The organism is Streptomyces polyasparticus (genome assembly GCF_014493765.1).
Classification (GTDB): Bacteria; Actinomycetota; Actinomycetes; order Streptomycetales; family Streptomycetaceae; genus Streptomyces; species Streptomyces polyasparticus.
Genome location: NZ_JACTVJ010000020.1, coordinates 132,927 through 155,064, shown reverse-complemented (window position 1 = coordinate 155,064; position 22,138 = coordinate 132,927). Strand labels below are relative to the sequence as shown.

Genomic DNA, 22,138 nt, shown 5'->3' with positions numbered 1-22,138 from the left:
CGAGGGACCGTTTGCACCGCGCATTCTCGTACGGATTGCGCGGGACAAGCGGTCCCTTTCTCACCTCAGGCCGGCACGCCCACGCCCATGACCTCCCGCGCATGCCGCCCCGGGACCATGCCCAGGCGCCACGCCTGCCAGCCCGCCTCCAGGTCGATGTCGCGTTCCAGCATCAAGGCGTACGTCGACAGGTACTCGCCCAGCTTGCCGTCGCGGGTCGGGTGGTCGGCCGAGGACAGCTGGAGCAGTTCCTCGTGGGCGACCGCGGCGCCGACCTCCGAGCCGCCGGGGGATGCGTACGGCAGCAGGGTGCAGCGCAGGAAGCGGGCCCAGTCCTCGCCGCGGCGGTCCCCGTACGAGGCGAAGAGCGCGGCGGCCGTGTCGCAGAGTTCCAGCGCCTGCGCCGAGCGGCTGTTGCCCGCGTCGACGACCGCGAGTTCCAGGCAGGTCCAGGCCTCCCCGTGGGCCACCCCGATCCGGTGGAAGTCCGCGCGGGCGTCGGCGAGCAGCTGGCGTGCGAAGCCGGAGTTGCGCAGCGAGCCCGTGCGCGACGCGCTCTGGTCGCGGGTCACACGGCCGGAGTGGTGGCGGGCGCAGGCCAGGCCGTAGACGTCCCGCATGCGCGAGAACATCGTGCGGGCCCGTTCCAGCTCCCGTACGGACTGGTCGAGGTCGCCGCGTTCCTCCAGGGACTGCCCGAGGTAGTACAGCGTCCACGCCTGGCCGCGCGCGTCCTCGTTCTCGCGGTGGCGCGAGAGCGCCTGGCGCAGGCCGTCCACCGCCGGTGAGATGTCCCCTTCGACCAGGCGGGCCCGCGCGAGCTGCGTGAGCGCCCAGGCCTCGCCGCGCGCGTCCCTGGTCTGCCCGTACAGGTCGAGCGCCGTCCTCAACTCGCCTTCCGCGCGCGGGACTTCACCCATTCGCAGATACACCTGGCCGAGCTGGAAGTGTGCCCAGGCCTGCCCGTGCACGGACTCGCCGGCCTGGTGGAGCACGAGGGCCTGGTCGAGCAGCCGGAGCGCCTCGGCGATCTGGGCGCGGTCGCGTTCGACGGCCGCGAGCGCGTGCAGGGTCCACGCGCGGTCGGCGTCGAGCGACGGCGAGGCCTGCAGATCGAGCGCCTCGCGCAGCTTCGCCGCCGCCTCCGCGAGCTGGCCCTGGTGGTGCAGCGTGATCCCGAGCGAGCACAGCGCGCGTGCCGCGCCCGCCTCGTGGTGCGCCTCGAAGTAGAGGTCCACGACGGACGCGAGGGTCGTGCGGGCCTTGTCCAGTTCGCCGAGCTGGCGGGCCGCGATGCCCGTGCGCCACTGCACCGAGCGCCCGAGCAGGCCCTGGTCGACGGCGGCCGTCAACTCGCTGATCTCGCCCAGGCGGTAGAGGTCGCCGCGCAGCAGGCAGTAGTCGCACAGCGCGCCGAGCAGGTTCAGTACGGCCTGCTGGTCGACGCCCTCCGCGTGCCGCAGCGCCGCCGTGATGAACGAGGACTCCTCGTCCAGCCAGCGCAGCGCCGCGTCGAGCGAGGTGAATCCGTGCGGCCCGAACTGCCCGGCCCGTGTGGAGGTCTTGCCGTCGACCAGGCGGATCACGGAGTCGGCGAGCTCGGCATAGTTCGCGATCAGGCGCTCCTGCGCGGCCGTGCGCTCGGCCGGCTCCTCCTCGTCCATCAGGCGCGCCTGGGCGAAGGCCCGTACGAGATCGTGCAGCCGGTAGCGGCTGCCGCGGACGTGGTCGATCAGTCCGGCCCGCGCGAGCGCCGTCAGATGGCGGGTGGCCTCGGACTCGTCGGTCGCGAGCAGTGACGCCGCGGCCGCCGCGCCGAGCGAGGCCCGCCCGGCGAGCGCGAGCCGGCGAAGCAGGCGCCGGCCCGCCTCGCTCTGGTCGCTGTAACGCAGCCACAGGACCCGCTCGACGGCATCGACCGGACCGTACGCCGCCAGATCCCCGGCCAGCTGCAGTGGCGTACGCGGCCCGAGCGCGGACCCCGCGATCCGCAGCGCCAGGGGCAGGCCCCCGCACAACTCCCGGATGTCATCGGACGCTTGGGCGTCGTACGGTCCGCTCGCGTCCTCGGCCGCCGCCTTGAGCAGCTCCTCCGAACCGCCCGCGTCGAGCGCCTCCACCGGCAGCTGGTGCACCCAGGCCGGCGTGTCGGCGGGCAGGGCGAGCGGCTTGCGCGCCGTGACCAGGACGAGCGAGTCGGAGCGCTCGGGGATCAGCGTGCGCACCTGCTCCGCATCGCTCGCGTCGTCCAGGACGACGGTGACCGGCAGCCCCGTCAGATGCTGGTGGTACAGCTCGCTGAGCCGTCTCAACTGCTGGTCGGGGGAGGAGCGTTCACGGAAGAGCAGCTGCTCGCGCGGCGCGCCGAGCCGGTTGAGGAGATGCAGGAGCGCGTCGCGGGTCGTGCGCGGCGGCTCCGTGGTGCTGTCCCCGCGCAGATCGACCACGCACGCCCCGCGGAACTGGTCCCGCAGATCGTGCGCCGCATGCACGGCGAGCGTGGACCGCCCGGACCCCGGCGCCCCATGCAGCACCACCACGGTCGGCTTCGTCTCCGTCGAGGCCCGCGCCGCGTGCACCCACTGCGCGATCCGCCCCAGCTCATGCCGCCGTCCCGCGAACGGGCCGTCGGGCTCGGGCAGTTGGGCGAACGAGGACTCCAGAACGCTGCGCCGCCGGGCCGCCTGGCTCTTGTCCCGCGGCAGCAGGGGAGTGGCGGACTTCTTCTTGGGCCCGTTGCCGCGCCCGGCGACCACGCGCTGCTGGTCGATGTACGGGCGGATGCCCCGTACCTCCAGAGCGGTCAGCCACTGCAGCCGCAATTGCTCCGGCCCGCCGGGCTGGTTGCGCGCCCCGGCGGCCTGATGCGCGGCCGGCCAGTGCGCCGCCGTGATCTTGCCGACGGTCGCGGCCGCGCCGACCACGGCGACGACCGCACCCGCGCCGAGCGCGGTGCTCGCCCCCGTGCCCAGGGCGAGGTCCGCGACGACGGCGGCGACAGCCGCGACCACCGTCACGAACAGCGGTGTCGCGCCTTCCTTCCCGAACCGGTCGCCGAAGGACTGCGCCCCGGCCTCCGCCTCGTCCAGGGCCTGCGCGTACGCCGTGTACTCCTCGGCGGCACTCGCCGCCATCGCGTCGAGCGCGGCGCGCGCCCGGTTGAGCAGCACATTCCCGTCGGTCCGCCCGCCGGAGCGGCGTACTTCCTCCTCGACCGCGCGCGCAAGCAGCCGCTCGGCCTCGGCCCGGTGGGCGTCCCGCATATCGCGTCCCCCTCGCAAACAATCCGCGGAGCGCCCGCTCGCCGGACGCGTCTCGCGGAGCCTGTGCTGATCGCCGTACCCAAGTGTCCAGCGTGTACGCCGAGTTCGCGAGCGGTCATACGGAATGCGGGCCTGCTGTTTGCGAGGTGCAGCTCGGCGGCTTGCGAGGCGTGGGCCCGGCTACGTGCGCGCCGCGGGCCCCGTGCTGCGGCGCACCACCAGTTCGACCGGGACGACCGTCTCCGTGTCCGGCGAGGCGGGGTCGTCGATGCGTTGCAGGAGCATGTGCAGGGCGCGCGTGCCGAGTTCGGCGAAGTCGGTGCGGACCGTCGTGAGCGGGGGCAGCAGGTGGGCCGCCTCGGGGATGTCGTCGTAGCCGACGACGCTCACCTCGCCGGGCACGGGCCGGCCCGCCTCGTGGAACGCGCGCAGGGCGCCCAGGGCCATCTGGTCGTTGGAGGCGAACACCGCGGTGACCTCCGGGAGTTCGGCCAGGTTGCGGCCCAGTGCGTAGCCGGAGTCGGCGCTCCAGTCGCCCGCGAGGGGTTCGGGGACCGGCGCGCCCGCCGCCTCCAGCGTCTCGCGCCAGCCGGCCAGGCGCAGGTCGGCCGAGATCCAGCCCATCGGGCCCGCGATGTGGTGGACGGTGCGGTGGCCGAGCGCGAGCAGGTGCTCGGTGGCCTTGCGTGCTCCCGTACGGGAATCGGCGGTGGCCAGCGGGGTGCCGCCGCCGAGGTCGCTCTCCATGACGACGAGGGGCTTGTCGATACGGGCTTCGGCGAGCGCGTCGCGTACGTACTGCTGCGGGGCGATGGCGATCACCCCTTCCGCGCCCTCCGCGGAGAGCCGGGCGGCGGCCCGGACGACGGTGTCGCGGTCCGCGGTGGCCACGGCGATCGAGCTGATCAGGTAACCGGCCTCCTGCGCCGCCGTGTTGATCGCGGTGAGGATCGACGCGGGGCCGTAGCGGGCCGCGTCGAAGGAGATCACCCCGAGCATCCGGGTGCGCCCGCTGGCCAGCGAACGTGCGCTGCGGCTGGGGCGGTAGCCGAGGGTGTCCATCGCCGCGCGTACGGCTTCGCGGGTCTCGGCGCGGACGGCCGGGTGGTCGTTGAGCACGCGGGACACCGTCTGCTTGGACACGCGCGCCAGACGTGCCACGTCGTCCATCACGGGCCGCGCACCGGCGAAGTTGCGGCGGCTGCGGCCCTTGGGGGCGGGGCCGTCGGTGGGCGATGGCGGCATGGCGGGGTCCTTTGGCGTCCAGCCGGGCGTGGACCGGCCCGGCTGGACGCCAGGATAGGCGGGGCGGGCCAGATGGCGGGCTGGTGGTGGGTGGGGGTCGCCTGAGGGCCGGTTCGCCTTCGGCTCCCGCCGGGGGGTGCGGGTTTCGTCGGCGGCTGGTCGGCCGGTGGGTTTCTCTTTCATCCGCTGGGGTGGCTGAGGTCCGTAGATGGTTGCGCGGACCTCGCGCGGGTGCGATTTCGGCGCTCCCGCCGTCGGGCTTCCTTTCTCCCATTACGGTGACGACTCTTCCGGACTCCCCCTGCTCCCGTCACACCCGCAACTGCAGTCACAGCGCCTCAACGGGTACCCCCTTCCTGACAGCAAGGCGCCCCAACGGGTACCCCCTCCCTGACAGCAAGGCGCCCCAACGGGTACCCCCTCCCTGACAGCAAGGCGCCCCAACGGGTACCCCCTTCCCGACAGCAATGAGGGAAAAGAAGTCCGATGGCGCGGGCGCCGACAGTGGAGCCGCGCGAGGTCCGCGCAACCATCCACAGGCCTCAGCCATCCCAGCGGATGAAAGAAGCCCCCACCGGCCAGGAAGCCGCCGACGAAACGCGCACCCCCCGGCGGGAGCCGAAGGCGAACCGGCCCTCAGGCGACGCCCACCCCCCAAGTCCGCACCCTCGTCCATGTCACGTCCCGGACCAGGGCCTCCCGCCCGTCACCCGCGCCTTCCGGTACGTACACGGGTGCGTCGGCCGCCCGCGCGAGCACCCGTACGCGCAGGCCCCGCGCACGCAGCGCCTCGACCGGCAGCCGGTCGAGCGCGATGTCCCACGTGGGGCGCCCGGCGTGGAACTGGTCGGCGACCAGGACGCCGCCCGCGTACGCGCGGCCCACGTCACCGCTCCACGACAGGTGCAGGAGCACGCCTGCCGGGTCCGCGAGCAGCTCATCGGGCACATCGATCCGGTACTCGGCCGCCGACTCGAAGTGCTTGTCCGCGGGGGCGCTCGCCCGGCCCAGGACACCCGTCGCCGTTACGGGGACGGGGCCTGCTTCCCGTACGAGGGAAAGGGGCAGCGCGCCCGAGCCGTGCCCGTCGGCCTCGACGGTGTACCGCGTGAACACCCCGTCCGCGGCCACACCCACCCGCGCCCGCGCGACAGCCGGCGCGGAGGAAGGGGCGGGCGGCGTCGGTGCAGTCGGCGCGGACGAGGGGGCGGGTGGCGTCGGTGCAGTCGGCGCGGACGAGGGGGCGGGTGGCGTCGGTGCAGTCGGCGCGGACGAAGGGGCGGCCACCCCCGCCACAGCCGGCGCAACCGAAGGGGCCGGCAGCACCGCGAACGACGGCCGTCCGGACGCGCTGTGCACCCGCACCTCGTCCGCCGCCTCGTCGAAGACGACCGAATCCGCGCTGAGCACCAGCCGTTCCGCTCCCCAGGCCCGCCCCCGGTAGGCGGTCCGTGCCGTCGCCGCGTCGAGGACGAGCAGCCCCACGCGCCCGCCGTCCGCCGTGCGCACCTCGACCAGCGCGTCCGTGCCGGGCCGCAGCCCCGACACCAGGATGCGGTCGCCGACCTCATCCACGTCACCGGAGAGGACGCTCACGGAGTCCACCGTGCCTGCGTCCAGCGCGAGTTCGGGCGCGATGCCCTCCGTCGCTGCGAGCATGAGGAGCGGCCGGCCGTCGTCGTCGAGCGTGCACACCGGCTGCGCGGTGGCCCAGTCGAGGCGCAGGCCCCCGATGTCCAGCCGCAGCGGCCAGCAGAAGTACGCGCCGGCCGGGACCGTCACCGGTGTGCTCGGCAGCGACAGCGGGCCCGCCTGCGAGAAGGAGACCTCGAACCTCGTCCCCTGATGGTCCGGCAACGCCTCGTGCGGCTGGTGGTTGTTGACGAACAGGAATCCCGCGCCGCCCGCATCCGCACGGACCGCCCACCGCAGCGTCCCGCGGTCGTCCTGCCCGTCCGGCTGCCGCTCGGGCAGCACCGACTCCATGGGCGCGATCAGATGCCCGAAGTCGGCCAGCATCAGGTGCTGCAGGCGGAGTTCACCGTACGAGGGCCGCACCTGGCCGTACTCGCCGAGCGGCGCCTGGAAGTCGTACGTGAGGACGGGCAGATCGTTGGGGTAGCCCGTCGCGTGCGACTCCTGGAGCGTGCTGAGCTCGCCGGCCGGATTGGTGCCCCCGTGGAACATGTAGTAGCCCTGCCACACCGACCCGCAGCCGATCTTCGTGAGCCCGAGCGCCCCGAGATCTGCCGCGTCCACCCGAGGCCGCCGGTGGTACGCGACCGCCATACCGCCGCCCAACTCGCAGGTGGCCCAAGGGAATCGGTCCGTCGGCAGCGGATCGGCGCCGCGTACGGCCGTGGGCCGCAGATCCGAGCCGATGCCCTCGTCGTCGCGCTGGTGCGTGAAGAAGAAGTGCTTGCGGCAGGTGTCCGGCCAGCCGCCGTCCCACTCCGTCCAGAAGGTCTCGGTGTAGCCGCCGTACAGCGGAAGCAGCTCGTCGGGCGGCAGCCGCACCCCGCCCCACGCCGTCGAGGTCCACAACGGGGCCGACAGGCCCGCCTCTTGAGCCATCCGCTTCAAGGTCAGGAGATGGCCGGGCTGGTCGTAGAGCTCGTTCTCGATCTGGATCGCCACGATCGGGCCGCCGTGCGCCCGGTCGAGTCCGCTCAGCTGCTCGCCGACGGCCCCGAACCATGCCCGTACGGCGGTCAGATAGCCGGGATCGTCCGTACGGGGTGTCACCTCACGGGCAAGCAGCCAGTCGGGCAGACCACCGTTGCGGACCTCGGCGTGCGACCAGGGGCCGATGCGCGGGATGAAGTCGAGCCCGTGCCGCGCGCACAGCTCGGCGAACCGCCGCAGATCGCGGTCGCCGTCGAAGCGGACGCGGCCCTCCACCTCCTCGTGGTGGATCCAGATGAGGTACGAGGCGACGGCGGTGACCCCGCCGGCCTTCATCTTGAGGAGCTCCTCCTCCCACTGTCCGGCCGGGAAGCGCGTGTAGTGGAACTCCCCGGAGACCGGGAACCAGGGCCGCCCGCCGCGGGTGAGATAGCGGCTGGTCACCTCGATCGGGTCGGGTGCGTGAGGGGCGTCGGCGAACGGGAGATGGCCGGTGAGCAGGGGTGTGGCCGGCTCGGGGACATATAGACGGTATGGGGCCTGGGGCATCAATGGGCCTTCTCGTATCCGAGGTCCGGCGTGGCCGTCAGTGCGGCGCGCGCGGAGGTGGTGCCGTGCAGTTCGAGGAGTACGAGCTCGTTGCGGCCGGTGCGGAGCACGGGTGCGGGGATGTACAGGGTGCGCTGGGGGCCGCGGTTCCAGTAGCGGCCGAGGTGGAAGCCGTTGACCCAGGCCTGGCCCTTGGTCCAGCCGGGCAGGGCGAGGAAGGTGTCGGCGGGGGCGTCCACGGTGAACTCGCCACGGTAGAAGACGGGGCCGTGGGCGTCGGGCGACGAGGCCGGAGCAGTGTCCGGCACCTGGCCCGACGCGGACCCCGGTACCTCCGTCCCCGCGTCCGGTACCTGCCCCACATCGTTCAGCGCCAGCAGATGGCAGTCCCACCCCACGAGCGGCGTCCCGTCGAAGCGCACCGTGCCGAGCAGGCCCTTGGACGCGCCGATACGCGGCCCGTAGTTGACCCCGCCCATGTTCTCGACCAGGACGTCGAGCACCGCGCCCGCGCGCAGCGCCCGTACCGGAAGGCTCTCCTCGTGCCGTTCGCGCTCCAGTACGCCGACGGGCGCGCCGTCCACGAACACCTGGGCGCGGTCGCCCACACCCCCCTCGAAGTGCAGCAGCCCGTCGCCCGCGGCGGGCAGGGCCGTGCGGTACAGCACGTAACCGGAGCGCATCCCCAGCTCCTCCATGGTCGGCGGCTGTTCGGCGTGCACCCGCTCGGCGAGCTCGTCGAGATGCGCGAGCAGCGGGGTGCGGCTTGTCAACTCCACTTCCGTATAGGGGAGTTTGGGGCCAGGTGTCGGAGCGGGCTCCTCCGGTACGGGCGCGTGGCGGGCGATCACCTCGCGGAACGCGTGGTACTTCGGGCCCGGGTCGCCCCACTCGGTCAGCGGTGCGTCGTAGTCGTAGGAGGTGACGATCGGCGCGTACGCGTGGTCGTGGTTGGCCCCGTTGGTGAAGCCGAAGTTGGTGCCGCCGTGGAACATGTAGATGTTCACCGAGGCACCCGCCGCCAGGATCCGTTCGAGGTCCGCGGCGGCGTCGGCGGCATCGCGCCCGTGGTGCGGCTCGCCCCAGTGGTCGAACCAGCCGATCCAGAACTCCGCGCACATCAGCGGCCCTTGGGGTTGATGCGCGCGCAGCCGGTCGAGGGAGTCGGTGACCCGGCTGCCGAACGTGGCGGTGGCGAGCACGCCCGGCAGGCCGCCCGCCGCAAGGTGTTCGGCGTTGGCCTGGTCGCAGGTGAACAGGAGCTCCTCGACGCCCCGGTCGCGGAACCCGTCGGCGAGGTGGCGCAGATAGGCGGTGTCGTCGCCGTACGCCCCATACTCGTTCTCCACCTGCACCGCGATCACGGGGCCGCCGGACGCGGCCATGTGCGGCAGCAGCGGCGGCAGCAGGAGGTCGAGGAAGCGGTCGATGGCGGCGGTGAACCTCGGGTCGCTGGAGCGGAGCTTGATCCCCGGGTCCGAGGTCAGCCACGACGGCAGCCCGCCGCCGTCCCACTCGGCGCAGATGTACGGGCCCGGCCGGAGCAGCACCTGCAGCCCCTCCTCTTGCGCGAGGCGCAGATAGCGGGGCAGGTCGAGCAGCCCGTCGAGGACGAGCGGGCCGTCAGGCTCGGGCTGGTGGAGGTTCCAAGGGACGTACGTCTCCGCGGTGTTGAGCCCCATGAGCCGCGCCTTGCGCAGCCGGTCCGCCCACTGGTCGGGGTGGATACGGAAGTAGTGCATCGCGCCGGAGATGATCCGGAAGGGGGCGCCGTGCAGCAGGAATCCGTCGGTGGTGGTCGTCAGGGCGGGCATGGGGCCTGGACCTTTCGGTGAGAGGGACATCAGGGCGTACGGGCTGTACGGGGCGGAGGGGGCGCAGGAGGTGGAGGGGGCGAAGGAGGTGGAGGGGGCGAAGGGGGCGGAGTGGGCGCAGAGGGTGCAGAGGGCGGAGGGGCCCCAGAGGGCGGAGGGGCCCCAGAGGGCGCAGAGGGCGCAGGGGCCCCAGAGGGCGGAGGGGGCGTACGGTGCATACGCGTGCGCGGCGTCCGCGTCGCCCGGATCAGCCACAGCGTCGCGGCCAGGCACACCGCCGACACCCCGCAGAGCAGCAGGGGCACGGCCCGCACCCCGGACCACTCGATCGCCTTGCCGAGCGCGGGTCCGGCCACCACACCGCCGGCCATCGATGCGGCGATCACCGCGGCGCCGGCCCGCCGTGCCTTGGGGGCCGCCTTGTGCAGCCAGGGCAGACCGGTCGGGAAGATCGGTGCGATGAACAGGCCCACCCCCGCGTACGCATACGGGGAGAGTCCGGGGACCGTGGCGAGGAGCAGACAGATCGTCATGCCCGCGCAGGACACCGTGATGATCGCCTGGGCCGAGTGGCGCAGCGCGAGGGGTGCGACCAGGAACCGGCCCACCGTCATCATCAGCCAGTACACGGACGTGGCGGTCGCCGCGGCCCCGGTGCCGTAGCCGACGGCCTCCAGATGCGTCGGCTCCCAGCCGCCGACGCCCGCTTCGATCCCGACGTGCAGCACGTACAGGGCGATGAACACCCCGAGCACCGAGGCCAGACTGCGCCCGAGCGCCCCGGTGGGCTCCGTGGACTCCTGCTGCGGTGCGAGAGCCTTGTCGCGTACGCCTCGCAGGCAGAGCAGCAGCGGCAGGTTGGCCGCGGCGAACGCCAGGAAGACCGCCGGATAGTGCGCGGCGCCCAGCGCGCCGATCAGCGCGGGGCCGAGGATCGCGCCGATGCCGAAGTGGGCGTTGAGGATGTTCAGCATCGCGGTCGAGCGGTGGCCGAAGCCGCTCGCGAACAGCTGGTTGAGGCCGTAGTCGATCCCGCCGAAGCCGAGCCCGGCGAGCAGCGCGGCGGCCAGGGCGAACGGCCAGGTGGGTGCGAGCGCGAAGCCGGCGGCGCCGGCTGCCATCAGGACGTACGAACTGGCCAGGATCTGCCGATTGCCGAGCCGCCCGAAGAGCCGGTCGAAGAGCAGCACTCCGGCGACTCCGCCGACGAAGTGCGCGCTCAGGCCCAGACCCGCGCCGGACGGCGAGAGCCCGAACTCCGCGCGGAAGGCCGGGATCGCCGGACCGTACAGGGCCTGCAGCGCACCGATCAGGACGAATCCGGCGCAGGAGGCGACGACGGCGGCTGTGCTGAACAGGGGTGCTTGGGCGGGGAGTTGGGCGGTCCGGGCGCGTTGATGTCGGGCGGTGTGGTCGCTCACCCGATGAAGTGTTACCGGTAACATTCCGAGCGTCAAGACAGTGGGTCCAAGACCTGCAAGGGGAGTTACTCCCGGCCGGGCACGCCCTCCGCCATCCGTCGCAGATGCGTGATCAGCGCGGGTGTGGCCGGATGCGTGGGCGTACGCGGCCAGGCGAGCAGGACGGTCACGGGCGGTGCGTCCGTCAGCGGTACGTACCGGACCCCCGGGTGCGGATGGCTGTGCCCGGTGGCCTCGGCGGTCACCCCCACCGCGTCGCCCATGGCGATCGCGGTGAGCCATTCGTCGACATTGGACACCTCGAACGTGCGCGGCCGCCGCTCGTCCGGCCAGAGCCCGGCGGTGGTCGTGGGGGCGGTGGCGCACAGGACCATCGGCCGCTCGACGAGATCCCCGAGCCGTACGACGGGCTCCGCGGCCAGCGGGTCGCTGTCGGGCAGGGCGGCCAACCGCCGCTCCCGGTACAGGGGTTGGACCGCGAGTCCGGCCCCAGGATCGGGGTCCGCGCGCAGCAGCGCCGCGTCGATCTCTCCGCGGCGCAGGGCCGCCTCCGGGTCCGCGCGGCGGTGCACCTCGATCGGGGTGCCGGGGTGCGCCTCGCGCCAGGCGCGCAGCACGGGGACCGTACGCTCGCCGAGCGCCGCCCAGGCGAAACCGACCCGCAGCGGCCGCACGCCCGCCACGGCCTCCGCGAGGGCGTCGTCCACCTGGTGCAGGATCAATTGGGCACGCTCGTAAAGCCGTTGACCCGCGTCGGTGAGGGCGAGGCGGCGCGTGGTGCGCTCCACGAGCCGCACCCCGACGCGGCTCTCCAGCTGCTCCAAGGTGCGCGACAGCGCGGGCTGGCTGATGTGGAGCACGGCCGCGGCGCCGGTGATGGTCCCCTCGTCGCCGATCGCAGTGAGGGCCCGCAGATGCCGCAGCTCCACATTCATAACCCTGGAGCATAACTGCGCCGCAGTAGGCATTTCCCTCGCGCGCAGAGCGGGCCATAGCGTCGAAGCCATGAAGATTCTCCTCATCGGCGCGGGCGGCACGCTCGGCACCGCAGTCCACAAGTCCCTCGCCGCCCGCGGCCACGACGTCCTCACCGTCGGCCGCAGCAGCGGCGACCTGCGCTGCGACGTGTCCGACCCCGCGCAGGTCACCGAGCTCTACGCGCGGGCGGGCCGGGTGGACGCCGTGGTCGGCGCCGCGGGCCACACCCCGTTCAAGCCGCTCGCCGAGCTGACCCCGGAGGACTATCTGGCCGCCTTCCACGGCAAGGTGCTCAGCCAGATCGACTTGGTCCGCCAGGGCGTTCCCCATGTCGCCGAACGCGGCTCGTTCACGCTCATCAGCGGTGTCCTGGCCCGCGAGCCGATCCCCACGGGCAGCGCCGCCTCCATGGCGAACGGCGCGCTCGAGGCGTTCGTCCGGGCCGCCGCCATCGAGATCGCCCCGCAGCGCATCAACGCGGTCAGCCCCACGGTCTTCACCGAGAGCCTCGACCGGTACGGGGACTTCTTCCCGGGCATGCCGCCGGTGGACCTCGCCGATGTCGCGCAGGCGTACGTACGGTCCGTGGAGGGGGCTCAGACGGGGCAGATTTACGTGCCGTAAGGGCGCCTTCGCGCAGGGCCGCCGGCCGCCCTGCGACCACCGCCGTCATACGGCAAGGCCCGGCCGGGACGTCCCGGCCGGGCCTTGCCGTATGACGGCGGTGGCGGATGCCTGCCCGTCGTTCAGGCAGGTGCGGAAGCGCCGATGCCCGTCGGTCAGGCGAGCGCGGGTGCGCCGAGCATCGCGGACGCGTGCTGCACCGGGCTGAGCGCGCGCGAGGGCGCGCCCTGGGGCAGACCGCGGCAGGTGAAGCCGAGCTTGGTCATGGCCCGGAGCACTTCACCGGCGCTGAAGTCGCGGCGGTCCTGCCGGGTGATGACCTGGCCGACCTGCTTGAGGGGATAGGTGCGACGCCCGATGATCACGGACTCGCCGGTGACCTGCTCGGGCTTGACGCCCCGCATGGACTCCAGGACCCCGCTCTTGGTGAGGTCGAACGGGAAGCGGGCGATGACACAGCGCATGATGCCTCACAGGGTGGGAACGGAAGGGGGACGTCTCTGCTGCGGTGAGGCGATTCAGTGCACCGGCGCGAGGTGGTCCGCCGACGGGCCGTGGCCCCCGAGGATGTCCCGCAGCCGGATCCGGTCCGTATACGCGGAGCTGTCGCGGACCGCGCCGAGCTGCGCCCGGGTGACCAGGTCCGTGCACACACCGTCGTCGTCGCACACGAGCAGATGCCCGGTGCGGGCGCCGGCCATGACGGACAGCGCGACCTCGACGGTCATGTCGTCCCCGACCCGCGGCGCGCCCGCGTCCAGGGCGCCGGCCGTGTGCCGGGGCCCGGGGACGGTGTGGGCCGGGCGGGGCTGCATCTGAACCAGCGTCAAAACGTACCTCCTGCGGAACGGGGTCGACTTGCTGTCGGTTGCCGGCTGCCACCTGGTGGTTGTCACCGGTCGGCCGGGGGTCGTGGACGCGCTACGCCGCCGCGTCGAAGGCGGACTGCCGGCCGGCCGCGCGCCGGGCGGCCGAGGCGGGGCTGCGCCGGCCGCGTGAGCCCGTACTCGTACTGCGCTTGCGTCGCTCGGACACCGGCGCGGTGATCGTCACCGGGATGCCGGAAGGAGCCTGGGCGCCGGTGATCCGGCTGAGCTCCGCCTCACCGGAGCGGACCTGGGTGGTCTGCGGCACGATGCCGACGGCCGCCATGAGGCGGGTCATGTCACGGCGCTGCTGCGGGGTGACCAGGGTGACGACGCTGCCGGACTCGCCGGCCCGTGCGGTGCGGCCGCCGCGGTGCAGATAGTCCTTGTGGTCGGCCGGCGGATCGACGTTGACGACGAGGTCGAGGTCGTCGACATGGATGCCGCGCGCCGCGACGTTGGTCGCGACGAGCACGGTCACGTGCCCGGTCTTGAACTGGGACAGCGTCCGGGTGCGCTGCGGTTGGGACTTGCCGCCGTGCAGCGCCGCCGCGCGCACGCCGCTGGCCAGAAGGTCCTGGGTGAGCCGGTCGACCGCGTGCTTGGTGTCCAGGAACATGATCACCCGGCCCTCGCGTGCCGCGATCTGCGTCGTCGTACGGTGCTTGTCGGCGCCGTGCACATGCAGCACGTGGTGCTCCATCGTGGTGACCGCGCCCGCGGACGGGTCGACGGAGTGCACCACCGGATCCGAGAGGTAGCGGCGCACCAGCAGGTCCACGTTGCGGTCGAGGGTGGCCGAGAACAGCATCCGCTGACCCTCGGGCCGCACCTGGTCGAGCAGCGCGGTGACCTGGGGCATGAACCCCATGTCGGCCATCTGGTCGGCTTCGTCGAGCACCGTGATCGCGACCTGGTTCAGCGCGCAGTCGCCGCGGTCGATGAGGTCCTTGAGCCGGCCGGGCGTCGCCACGACCACCTCGGCGCCGCCGCGCAGCGCACTGACCTGCCGTCCGATCGGCATCCCGCCGACGACGGTGGCAAGGCGCAGCCTGACCGAGCGGGCGTACGGCGCGAGCGCGGCGGTGACCTGCTGGGCCAACTCCCGCGTCGGTACGAGGACCAGGGCCAGCGGCCTGCGGGGCTCGGCGCGCTGTCCGGCGGTGCGGGCGAGCAGGGCGAGGCCGAACGCGAGCGTCTTGCCGGAACCGGTGCGTCCGCGGCCGAGGGCGTCACGGCCCGCGAGCGTGTTGGGCAGGGTCGCGCCCTGGATCGGGAACGGGACCTTCATGCCCTGCGCGGTGAGCGCGGCGAGCAGCGGGCCGGGCAGATCGAGGTCGGCGAAGGCCTCGACGGCGGGCAGCGGAGGCGTCACCGTCTCCGGCAGGGCGAACTCGCCCTGCACCGCCGCCGGACGCCGGCCCTGACCACCCTGCCGGCCCTGACCACCCTGCCGGCGCGGGCCGCCGGAGCGGCCGCGGGGGACGGAGGAGCGACTGCCGGTACGCGTACGTGTGGGGTTCATGCAGAACCTTCCTTGATACGGCACGCATCAAGGAATTCCCGCAGCAGAAGAGCAGCGCGGGGAATCACAGGCACGGGCCGAAATGGATTGCTGAAGAAGCGCCGGCGATCCCGCAGGGCGAAATCACTGCGGAAAATGCACGGAGTGCGAGAGATTGAAGAACGTGGGGAATGCTCGCAGCTGGGGCCCGCACCCCGAGGGATGCGGGCCCCAGCTGCGAAGTGTGCGTCGCGGTCAGACCGGAACGATGTTCTGCACGGTGCCGGATGCCATGTCGTTCTCCTTCGGGGCAGTACGCCGGAACCCGCGACTGCGGGCCCGGGTCGCCGCGATGATGCCCCGCCCGGAAATGACCGGAAATATAGAAGCGCTCGGGCTCGAAACAGCCGGCGAAAACGCTGAAATATGGGAACCATGACTGCAACTGAGACTGACAGTAGCACGCCGCATTGACCTGGTGGGCGCCAAATAATTCCGCACTGAGTCTTCAGGGAAAAACATTCCGCGCCCGGCACGCCAAATCTCACTGCGCGGCGACAGATATCACCCCTTCACGATGCTCCGTACGTTGTCGATGTCCCCGGGGCCCGTCTTGAGCCGGGCGGTCCGCTCCTTCAGGAACGCGGCACCCAGTTCCTCGCGCCGGTCCGCCGCCACGTTCTCGCGCGCGCCGTTGAGGATGGTCCGCTCCTCTTCGTCCGTGTGGTGCGTGACGGCCTCGACCAGCTTCTCCAGCTTCTCGTCCCACGCGTCCGAACCGACCTCGTCCACCTCCAGGAGTGCGAGCAGCGCCTCGTTGCCCTCCTCGTGCTCCTCCTCGCCGTGCTCGATCTCGTCGTTATCGATGTTCCGGTACCGCTTGAGGGCCGGGTACACCTCGGCCTCCTCCGCGAGCGCATGCGCGATCAGCAGATCGGCGAACTCGCTCAGGGCCGCGGCCCGGTCGGCCTCCACACTCCGCATCTCGCGGAAGAGCTCCTCCATGCGGCGGTGGTCATCGAGGATCAGCTCCACGACGTCCTTGCTGGTGCTCGGCATTCCATGCTCCCGGGTCTGAACGGCGGCCGAAGTCGGTGGACGATGCGAGTGCCCGCCGGGCGGACACCCCACGCCTTCAGCCCGTACCCGCATCCGCGCGCCTCGTGCCGGCCGCCCTGCAGGTCACACCCGGGCGGCCCAAGGCTGTCCCGCGACGGAACCAGCCGGCCGCGCCGTTCGTCACCCCTCGATGTCCCCCTCGATATCCCCTCGAAGCGGAAGCCGTACGGCGCTTACGCTCGCTCCGTGAAGCCACCAGTGATCAGCATCGGATTCGGCCCCGGACTCGGGGTGTTCGTGCCCGCCGCGCGGCGCGCGGGCCGCAGTGCGGCCGCGGTCGACGGGAGTTCGACGCTGGGCCATGTCGTCGAGTCGCTCGGGGTGCCGCTCACCGAGGTGGGGCGGCTCGAGGTCGACGGGCGCGAGGTGACGGCCGGGCACATTCCGGCGCACGGAGAAGTGATCGACGTATACGAAGTGGAGCGCCCGCAGACCGTCGAGGGGGCGCCGCTGCGGTTCCTGCTCGATGTGCATCTCGGCACGCTCGCCCGCAGGCTCCGGCTGCTCGGCGTGGACGCGGCATACGAGTCCGAGGACATCGGCGACCCCGCGCTCGCCGCGTACTCGGCCCGCGACCGCCGCGTCCTGCTGAGCCGCGACCGGGGACTGCTGCGGCGGCGTGAGCTGTGGGCGGGCGCCTACGTCTACAGCGACCGGCCCGACGACCAACTGCGGGATGTACTCGGCCGGTTCAGGCCCGAGCTGCGGCCGTGGACGCGGTGCACGTTCTGCAACGGCGAGCTCGCGCCGGTCACCAAGGAGGACGTGGCACACCTTCTGGAGGGCGGCACGCTGCGCACGCACCAGGTCTTCGCCCAGTGCACGGCCTGCGAGCGGGTCTACTGGCGCGGAGCACACCACGTACAGCTGGAGGAGACGGTGGCTCGGGCGATGGCGGAGTTCGGCGGCCCGGCACCCCACTGAGCCCGGCGGTGTCCGTCGGCGCGCCCCTTCTCGTGCAGGATGGACGTATGCCGAACCGACTGGCGCACGAGACGTCCCCGTACCTCCTCCAGCACGCCGACAACCCCGTCGACTGGTGGCCCTGGTCGCCCGAAGCCTTCGAGGAGGCACGCCGCCGGGGTGTGCCGGTCGTGCTGAGCGTCGGCTACGCGAGCTGTCACTGGTGCCATGTCATGGCGCACGAATCCTTCGAGGACGACAGCACCGCCGCGTACATGAACGAGCACTTCGTGAACGTCAAGGTCGACCGCGAGGAGCGCCCGGACGTCGACGCCGTCTACATGGAGGCCGTGCAGGCCGCGACCGGCCAGGGCGGCTGGCCCATGACGGTGTTCCTCACGCCGGACAAGGAGCCCTTCTACTTCGGTACGTACTTCCCGCCCGCGCCCCGCCACGGCATGCCCTCCTTCCCGCAGGTGCTCGAAGGCGTGCAGCAGGCGTGGAGCGGCCGGCGTGACGAGGTCACCGAGGTCGCGCAGAAGATCGTGCGGGACCTCTCCCAGCGCGAACTCGCCTACGGCGAGGCGAAGCCGCCGGGCGAGGAGGAGCTCGCCCAGGCGCTGCTCGGCCTGACCCGCGACTACGACGCCACGCACGGCGGGTTCGGTGGCGCGCCCAAGTTCCCGCCGTCCATGGTCGTGGAGTTCCTGCTCCGCCATCACGCGCGCACCGGCTCGGTCGGCGCCCTGGAGATGGCGCAGGACACCCTGGAGCGGATGGCGCGCGGCGGGATCTACGACCAGCTCGGCGGCGGGTTCGCGCGCTACAGCGTGGACCGCAAGTGGGTCGTGCCGCACTTCGAGAAGATGCTGTACGACAACGCGCTCCTTTGCCGCGCCTACGCCCACCTGTGGCGCGCCACAGGCAGCGAGCTCGCCAAGCGCGTAGCCCTGGAGACCGCCGACTTCATGGTGCGCGAACTGCGCACCAACGAGGGCGGGTTCGCCTCCGCGCTCGACGCCGACTCCGAGGACCCGGCCACCGGCAAGCATGTCGAGGGTGCCTTCTACGTATGGACTCCGCAGCAGCTCACCGAGGTGCTCGGCGAGCAGGACGCCGAACTGGCCGCGGTGCACTACGGCGTGACCGAGGAGGGCACCTTCGAGGAGGGCGCCTCGGTGCTCCAACTTCCGCAGGGCGACGGCCTGGTGGACTCGGAGAAGCTCACCGACGTACGGCAGCGGCTGTTCGAGGCGCGTGCGCAGCGTCCCGCGCCCGGCCGTGACGACAAGGTGGTGGCCGCCTGGAACGGTCTGGCGATCGCCGCGCTCGCCGAGACCGGCGCGTACTTCGACCGGCCCGACCTGGTGAACGCCGCATTGGCCGCGGGCGATCTGCTCGTACGGCTGCACATGGGCCCCGACGCCCGGCTCTCGCGGACCTCGAAGGACGGCCGACGGGGCGCGAACAGCGGGGTGCTGGAGGACTACGCCGATGTCGCCGAGGGTTTCCTGGCGCTCGCGTCGGTGACGGGGGAGGGGGTCTGGCTGGAGTTCGCCGGGTTCCTGCTCGACATCGTGCTCGACCAGTTCGGCGGCGAGGACGGTGCGCTCTACGACACCGCGCACGACGCCGAGCAGTTGATCCGGCGCCCGCAGGACCCGACCGACAACGCGACCCCGAGCGGCTGGTGCGCCGCGGCCGGCGCGCTGCTCACCTATGCCGCGCACACCGGCGCCGAACCCCACCGCACCGCCGCCGAGCGGGCGCTCGGGATCGTGCGGGCGCTCGGCCCGAAGGCGCCGCGGTTCATCGGGCACGGGCTCGCCGTCGCCGAGGCGCTGCTCGACGGGCCGCGGGAGATCGCGGTCGTCGGTGACCGTAACGATCCGGCTACGCGCGAACTGCTGCGCACCGCGCTGCTCTCCACGGCGCCCGGCGCCGTCGTGGCGCACGGCGAGGAGGACGAACTGCCCTTGCTCGCGGGCCGTCCGCTGGTCAACGGCGGGCCGGCGGCCTACGTGTGCCGCAATTTCACCTGCGACGCTCCGGTCACCACAGTGCCCGAACTCACCGAAAAGCTCGTACAACCCTGAAGAGGTGTGATGGGTCGTACATCTTGGGGGCTGTGATGAAACAAGGGATTTGCTTGTAGGAGCTGCTCGCCTTCACAATCCCCCCGTATTCTCTCCACGTAGCTTGGGGGAACGGGGCGGCCGTCGGCCGTCCCTTGGGGGTGCGGGACGACGGGGAGTCGTTCCCACTGTGGGGTCTGGGGGGACTCTTGCTGTCCACTGTTGTGATCAGTGCTGTCTCGATGGCGCTGTTCTGGATGGCCGCGTTCACTTTGTGGTGGCAGATGCATGCCTGGCGCACGCCGGAAACGCTCGCCGCCACGAGGTTCGAGGCACCGCACGGGAACGACGGACTCGCGTTCTCGCTGCTGCTGCCCGCGCGGCACGAGCAGGCCGTGCTCGATCACACGATCCAGCGGCTGCTCGAGTCGAGCCATGCCGCTTTCGAGATCGTGGTGATCGTCGGCCACGACGACCCGGAGACCGCCGCGGTCGCCGACGAGGCGGCCCGGCGCGACCGCAGGGTGCGGGTCATCACCGACACCCATGAGGTCAAGAACAAGCCGAAGGCGCTCAACACCGCGCTGCCGCACTGCCGCGGCGATGTCGTCGGTGTCTTCGACGCCGAGGACCAGGTGCATCCCGAGCTCCTCGCCCATGTCGACCACGCGTTCCGCTCGACCGGCGCCGACGTGGTCCAGGGCGGGGTGCAGCTGATCAACTTCCACTCCAGCTGGTACAGCCTGCGCAACTGCCTGGAGTACTTCTTCTGGTTCCGCTCGCGGCTGCACCTGCACGCGCAGAAGGGCTTCATCCCGCTCGGCGGCAACACCGTCTTCGTCCGTACGGACGTCCTGCGCGACGCCGGCGGCTGGGACCAGAACTGCCTCGCCGAGGACTGCGACCTGGGTGTGCGCCTGTCCAGCATCGGCAAGAAGGTCGTCGTCGCGTACGACTCCGACATGGTCACCCGCGAGGAGACCCCCGGCACGCTGATGTCGCTGCTCAAGCAGCGCACCCGCTGGAACCAGGGCTTCCTGCAGGTCTACCGCAAGAAGGACTGGAAGCAACTGCCCACGTTCGGGCAGCGGTTGCTGGCCCGCTACACCCTGATGACGCCGTTCCTGCAGGCCTTCACCGGCCTGATCATTCCGCTCAACGTGGCGGTCGCGATCTTCCTGGAAGTCCCCGTGGGGGTCGCCTTCATCACGTTCCTGCCGCTGATCACGGCGTTCGTCACCTTCGTCTTCGAGGTCGTGGGACTGCACGACTTCGGCAAGCAGTACGCGCTGAAAGTCAGGCTGATCCACTACATCAAGCTCATCGTCGGCGGGCCCTTCTACCAGGTGCTCCTCGCCTTCGCCGCGATCCGCGCAGTGTGGCGCGAGAGCCGCGGCAACAACGAGTGGGAGCTGACCAGCCACGTCGGCGCACATCTGAGCCCTGAGGAGATCCGCGCGTGACCGCCCCGCCTATCGAGGTCCCCGCGTCGACCACGACCGACACGGTCGAGCTTCCCACGCAACAGTCCCGTGCGCCCGAAAGCGCCCCGAAGAAGGCCGACAAGCGGCGTGTGACGGTCTGGCCCTACGTCCGTTTCCGCAGCTCGCCGCCCGATCTGATCCTGTGCACGCTCCTGCTCGCCGCGATCCTGGTCGTCCAGGGCTGGAACATCGCCGGCTACCCGACCCTCAGCGACGACGAGGGCACCTATCTCGCCCAGGCCTGGGCCGTCCAGGAGGGCAAGGGCCTGGCCCACTACACGTACTGGTACGACCACCCGCCGCTCGGCTGGATCCAGATCGCGGGCCTGACCTACATACCGTCCCTGATCGCGCCGGAGTCGATGACCGTCGGCGCGATGCGTCTGGCGATGCTGCTCGTCAGCGCGGTCAGCGCGGTGCTCCTCTACGTGCTCGCGCGCCGGCTGTGGCTGCCGCGCTGGGCGGCCGGTCTGGCGATGGCGCTGTTCGGTCTCTCGCCGCTCTCGGTCGTGCTGCAGCGCGAGATCTTCCTCGACAACATCGCCGTGATGTGGATGCTGCTCGCCTTCTGCCTCGCGGCCTCGCCCTCGCGGCATCTGTGGCACCACTTCGGCGCGGGCATCGCCGCCGCCGTGGGCGTGCTCACCAAGGAGACGATGCTCGTCATCCTGCCCGCGGTGCTGCTCACCATGTGGCGGCACAGCCACCGCGACACCCGCAAGTTCGCGGTCACCGGCGCCATCACCGCCTGTGCGCTGATCGGCCTCGGCTACCCCCTTTACGCCCTGCTCAAGGGCGAGTTGTTCCCCGGCGACGGCCATGTCTCGCTCTGGGACGGCATCGCCTACCAGATGAGCCGCCCCGGCTCGGGCTTCATCTTCGACGCGGGCTCCGGCTCCAACGGGGTCCTGGAGTCCTGGCTGTACTACGACAAGGTGCTGCCGATCGGCGGTCTGGCCGCGGCGCTCCTGCTCCTTGCCGTCCTGCGCTGGTCGGTCACGGCCCGCGCGCTCGCGGGCCCCGCGCTCGCCGTCGCGATCCTCGCCCTGGTCTCGATGCGCCCGTCCGGCTACCTGCCGGCGATGTACATCATCCAGGCGCTGCCCTTCCTGTCCCTGGTGCTCGCGGGCGCGGCCGCGAGCGTCTCGCACGCGGTGCTCATCCGCTCGCGCCGGCGTCCCGACGAACCGCGCGCGGTGACCGGGGTGCGCTGGGCGACGGCCGCCGTGCTTGTCCTCGCGGCGCTCACGTACCTCGTCCCGAAGTGGTACGACGGCAACCGCACCGCCATGACCCAGGACGCCAACGGCCCCTACCGCGCCGCCGCCACCTGGATGGCCACCCAGGTCGAGGACCGCGCCGACAAGCGTGTCCTCGTGGACGACGCGATGTGGCTCGACCTCGTGCACGCCGGCTATGAGCCCGGCCTCGGCGCGATCTGGTTCTACAAGGCCGACCTCGACCCCGCCGTCTCCAAGACCATGCCGGACGGCTGGCGCGACGTCGACTACATCGTGGCCTCGCCGACCGTACGGCGCGACGCGGTGGACCTGCCCAACGTCAAGGCCGCCCTCGAACACTCCGAGGCGGTCGCGGTGTTCGGCACGGGCGAGGACCGGGTCGAGATCCGCGAGATCGCGCCGGGCAGCGGGGGGAAGCGATGAGCGC

At 71.9% G+C, this 22,138-nt stretch carries 13 protein-coding genes and 2 pseudogenes; 5 read left to right on the top strand and 10 right to left on the bottom strand.

What is annotated here, in order from left to right; genetic code table 11:
- Nucleotides 1-65: 65 nt before the first annotated feature.
- From H9Y04_RS34710 to H9Y04_RS34685, 6 genes and pseudogenes are all read right to left on the bottom strand, one after another.
- Nucleotides 66-3,263, bottom strand: a complete 3,198-nt coding sequence (locus H9Y04_RS34710; RefSeq protein ID WP_187818130.1) for a tetratricopeptide repeat protein — start codon at nt 3,261-3,263, stop codon at nt 66-68.
- A 180-nt stretch (nt 3,264-3,443) separates the two neighbouring features.
- A complete protein-coding gene (locus H9Y04_RS34705) occupies nt 3,444-4,508 on the bottom strand; it encodes a LacI family DNA-binding transcriptional regulator (RefSeq protein ID WP_187818129.1) in 1,065 nt (354 codons plus the stop codon).
- 636 nt (nt 4,509-5,144) lie between these two features.
- Complete coding sequence (locus H9Y04_RS34700; protein WP_187818128.1) at nt 5,145-7,682, bottom strand: beta-galactosidase; 2,538 nt, start codon at nt 7,680-7,682, stop codon at nt 5,145-5,147.
- The gene (locus tag H9Y04_RS34695) at nt 7,682-9,496 is read right to left on the bottom strand and encodes a glycoside hydrolase family 35 protein (protein ID WP_187818127.1); all 1,815 of its coding nucleotides are present in this window, start codon (nt 9,494-9,496) and stop codon (nt 7,682-7,684) included. The genes H9Y04_RS34700 and H9Y04_RS34695 overlap by 1 nt, the downstream gene beginning before the upstream one ends.
- Before the next feature lie 230 nt (nt 9,497-9,726).
- Nucleotides 9,727-10,854: pseudogene (locus H9Y04_RS34690) on the bottom strand (MFS transporter); the annotation flags it as partial.
- A 128-nt stretch (nt 10,855-10,982) separates the two neighbouring features.
- Nucleotides 10,983-11,852, bottom strand: coding sequence for a LysR family transcriptional regulator (locus H9Y04_RS34685; RefSeq protein ID WP_187818126.1), 870 nt, complete (start codon nt 11,850-11,852; stop codon nt 10,983-10,985).
- Between the two features lie 70 nt (nt 11,853-11,922).
- Between H9Y04_RS34685 and H9Y04_RS34680 the strand changes: the two genes are divergently transcribed.
- Nucleotides 11,923-12,519 (top strand): short chain dehydrogenase, encoded by a 597-nt coding sequence (locus H9Y04_RS34680; RefSeq protein ID WP_187818125.1) that lies wholly within the window; start codon nt 11,923-11,925, stop codon nt 12,517-12,519.
- 155 nt (nt 12,520-12,674) lie between these two features.
- Here H9Y04_RS34680 and H9Y04_RS34675 read toward each other — a convergent pair whose 3' ends face one another.
- The 4 genes and pseudogenes from H9Y04_RS34675 to H9Y04_RS34660 form a co-directional block, all read right to left on the bottom strand.
- Nucleotides 12,675-12,983: an SCO5918 family protein gene (locus H9Y04_RS34675; RefSeq protein WP_187818124.1), complete on the bottom strand. Its 309-nt coding sequence runs from the start codon at nt 12,981-12,983 to the stop codon at nt 12,675-12,677.
- 84 nt (nt 12,984-13,067) lie between these two features.
- Nucleotides 13,068-13,349, bottom strand: a pseudogene (locus H9Y04_RS34670) (CBS domain-containing protein); the annotation flags it as partial.
- 91 nt (nt 13,350-13,440) lie between these two features.
- The gene (locus H9Y04_RS34665) at nt 13,441-14,910 is read right to left on the bottom strand and encodes a DEAD/DEAH box helicase (RefSeq protein ID WP_187818122.1); all 1,470 of its coding nucleotides are present in this window, start codon (nt 14,908-14,910) and stop codon (nt 13,441-13,443) included.
- 543 nt (nt 14,911-15,453) lie between these two features.
- Nucleotides 15,454-15,948, bottom strand: a complete 495-nt coding sequence (locus H9Y04_RS34660; protein WP_187818121.1) for a hemerythrin domain-containing protein — start codon at nt 15,946-15,948, stop codon at nt 15,454-15,456.
- Nucleotides 15,949-16,194: 246 nt separating this feature from the next.
- Here H9Y04_RS34660 and H9Y04_RS34655 point away from each other — a divergent pair, with 246 nt between their 5' ends.
- The 4 genes from H9Y04_RS34655 to H9Y04_RS34640 all read left to right on the top strand — a co-directional run bounded on the left by H9Y04_RS34655 (nt 16,195) and on the right by H9Y04_RS34640 (nt 22,134).
- Nucleotides 16,195-16,932, top strand: coding sequence for a Mut7-C RNAse domain-containing protein (locus H9Y04_RS34655; RefSeq protein WP_187818120.1), 738 nt, complete (start codon nt 16,195-16,197; stop codon nt 16,930-16,932).
- A gap of 47 nt (nt 16,933-16,979) precedes the next feature.
- Nucleotides 16,980-19,007 (top strand): thioredoxin domain-containing protein, encoded by a 2,028-nt coding sequence (locus H9Y04_RS34650; RefSeq protein WP_187818119.1) that lies wholly within the window; start codon nt 16,980-16,982, stop codon nt 19,005-19,007.
- A gap of 221 nt (nt 19,008-19,228) precedes the next feature.
- Nucleotides 19,229-20,449 carry a glycosyltransferase gene (locus tag H9Y04_RS34645; protein ID WP_438818191.1) on the top strand — a complete coding sequence of 407 codons (1,221 nt, stop codon included), beginning with the start codon at nt 19,229-19,231 and terminating at the stop codon, nt 20,447-20,449.
- Entirely contained in the window at nt 20,446-22,134 is a 1,689-nt protein-coding gene (locus H9Y04_RS34640; protein WP_308801498.1) for an ArnT family glycosyltransferase, read from the top strand. The genes H9Y04_RS34645 and H9Y04_RS34640 overlap by 4 nt, the downstream gene beginning before the upstream one ends.
- Nucleotides 22,135-22,138: the final 4 nt, after the last annotated feature.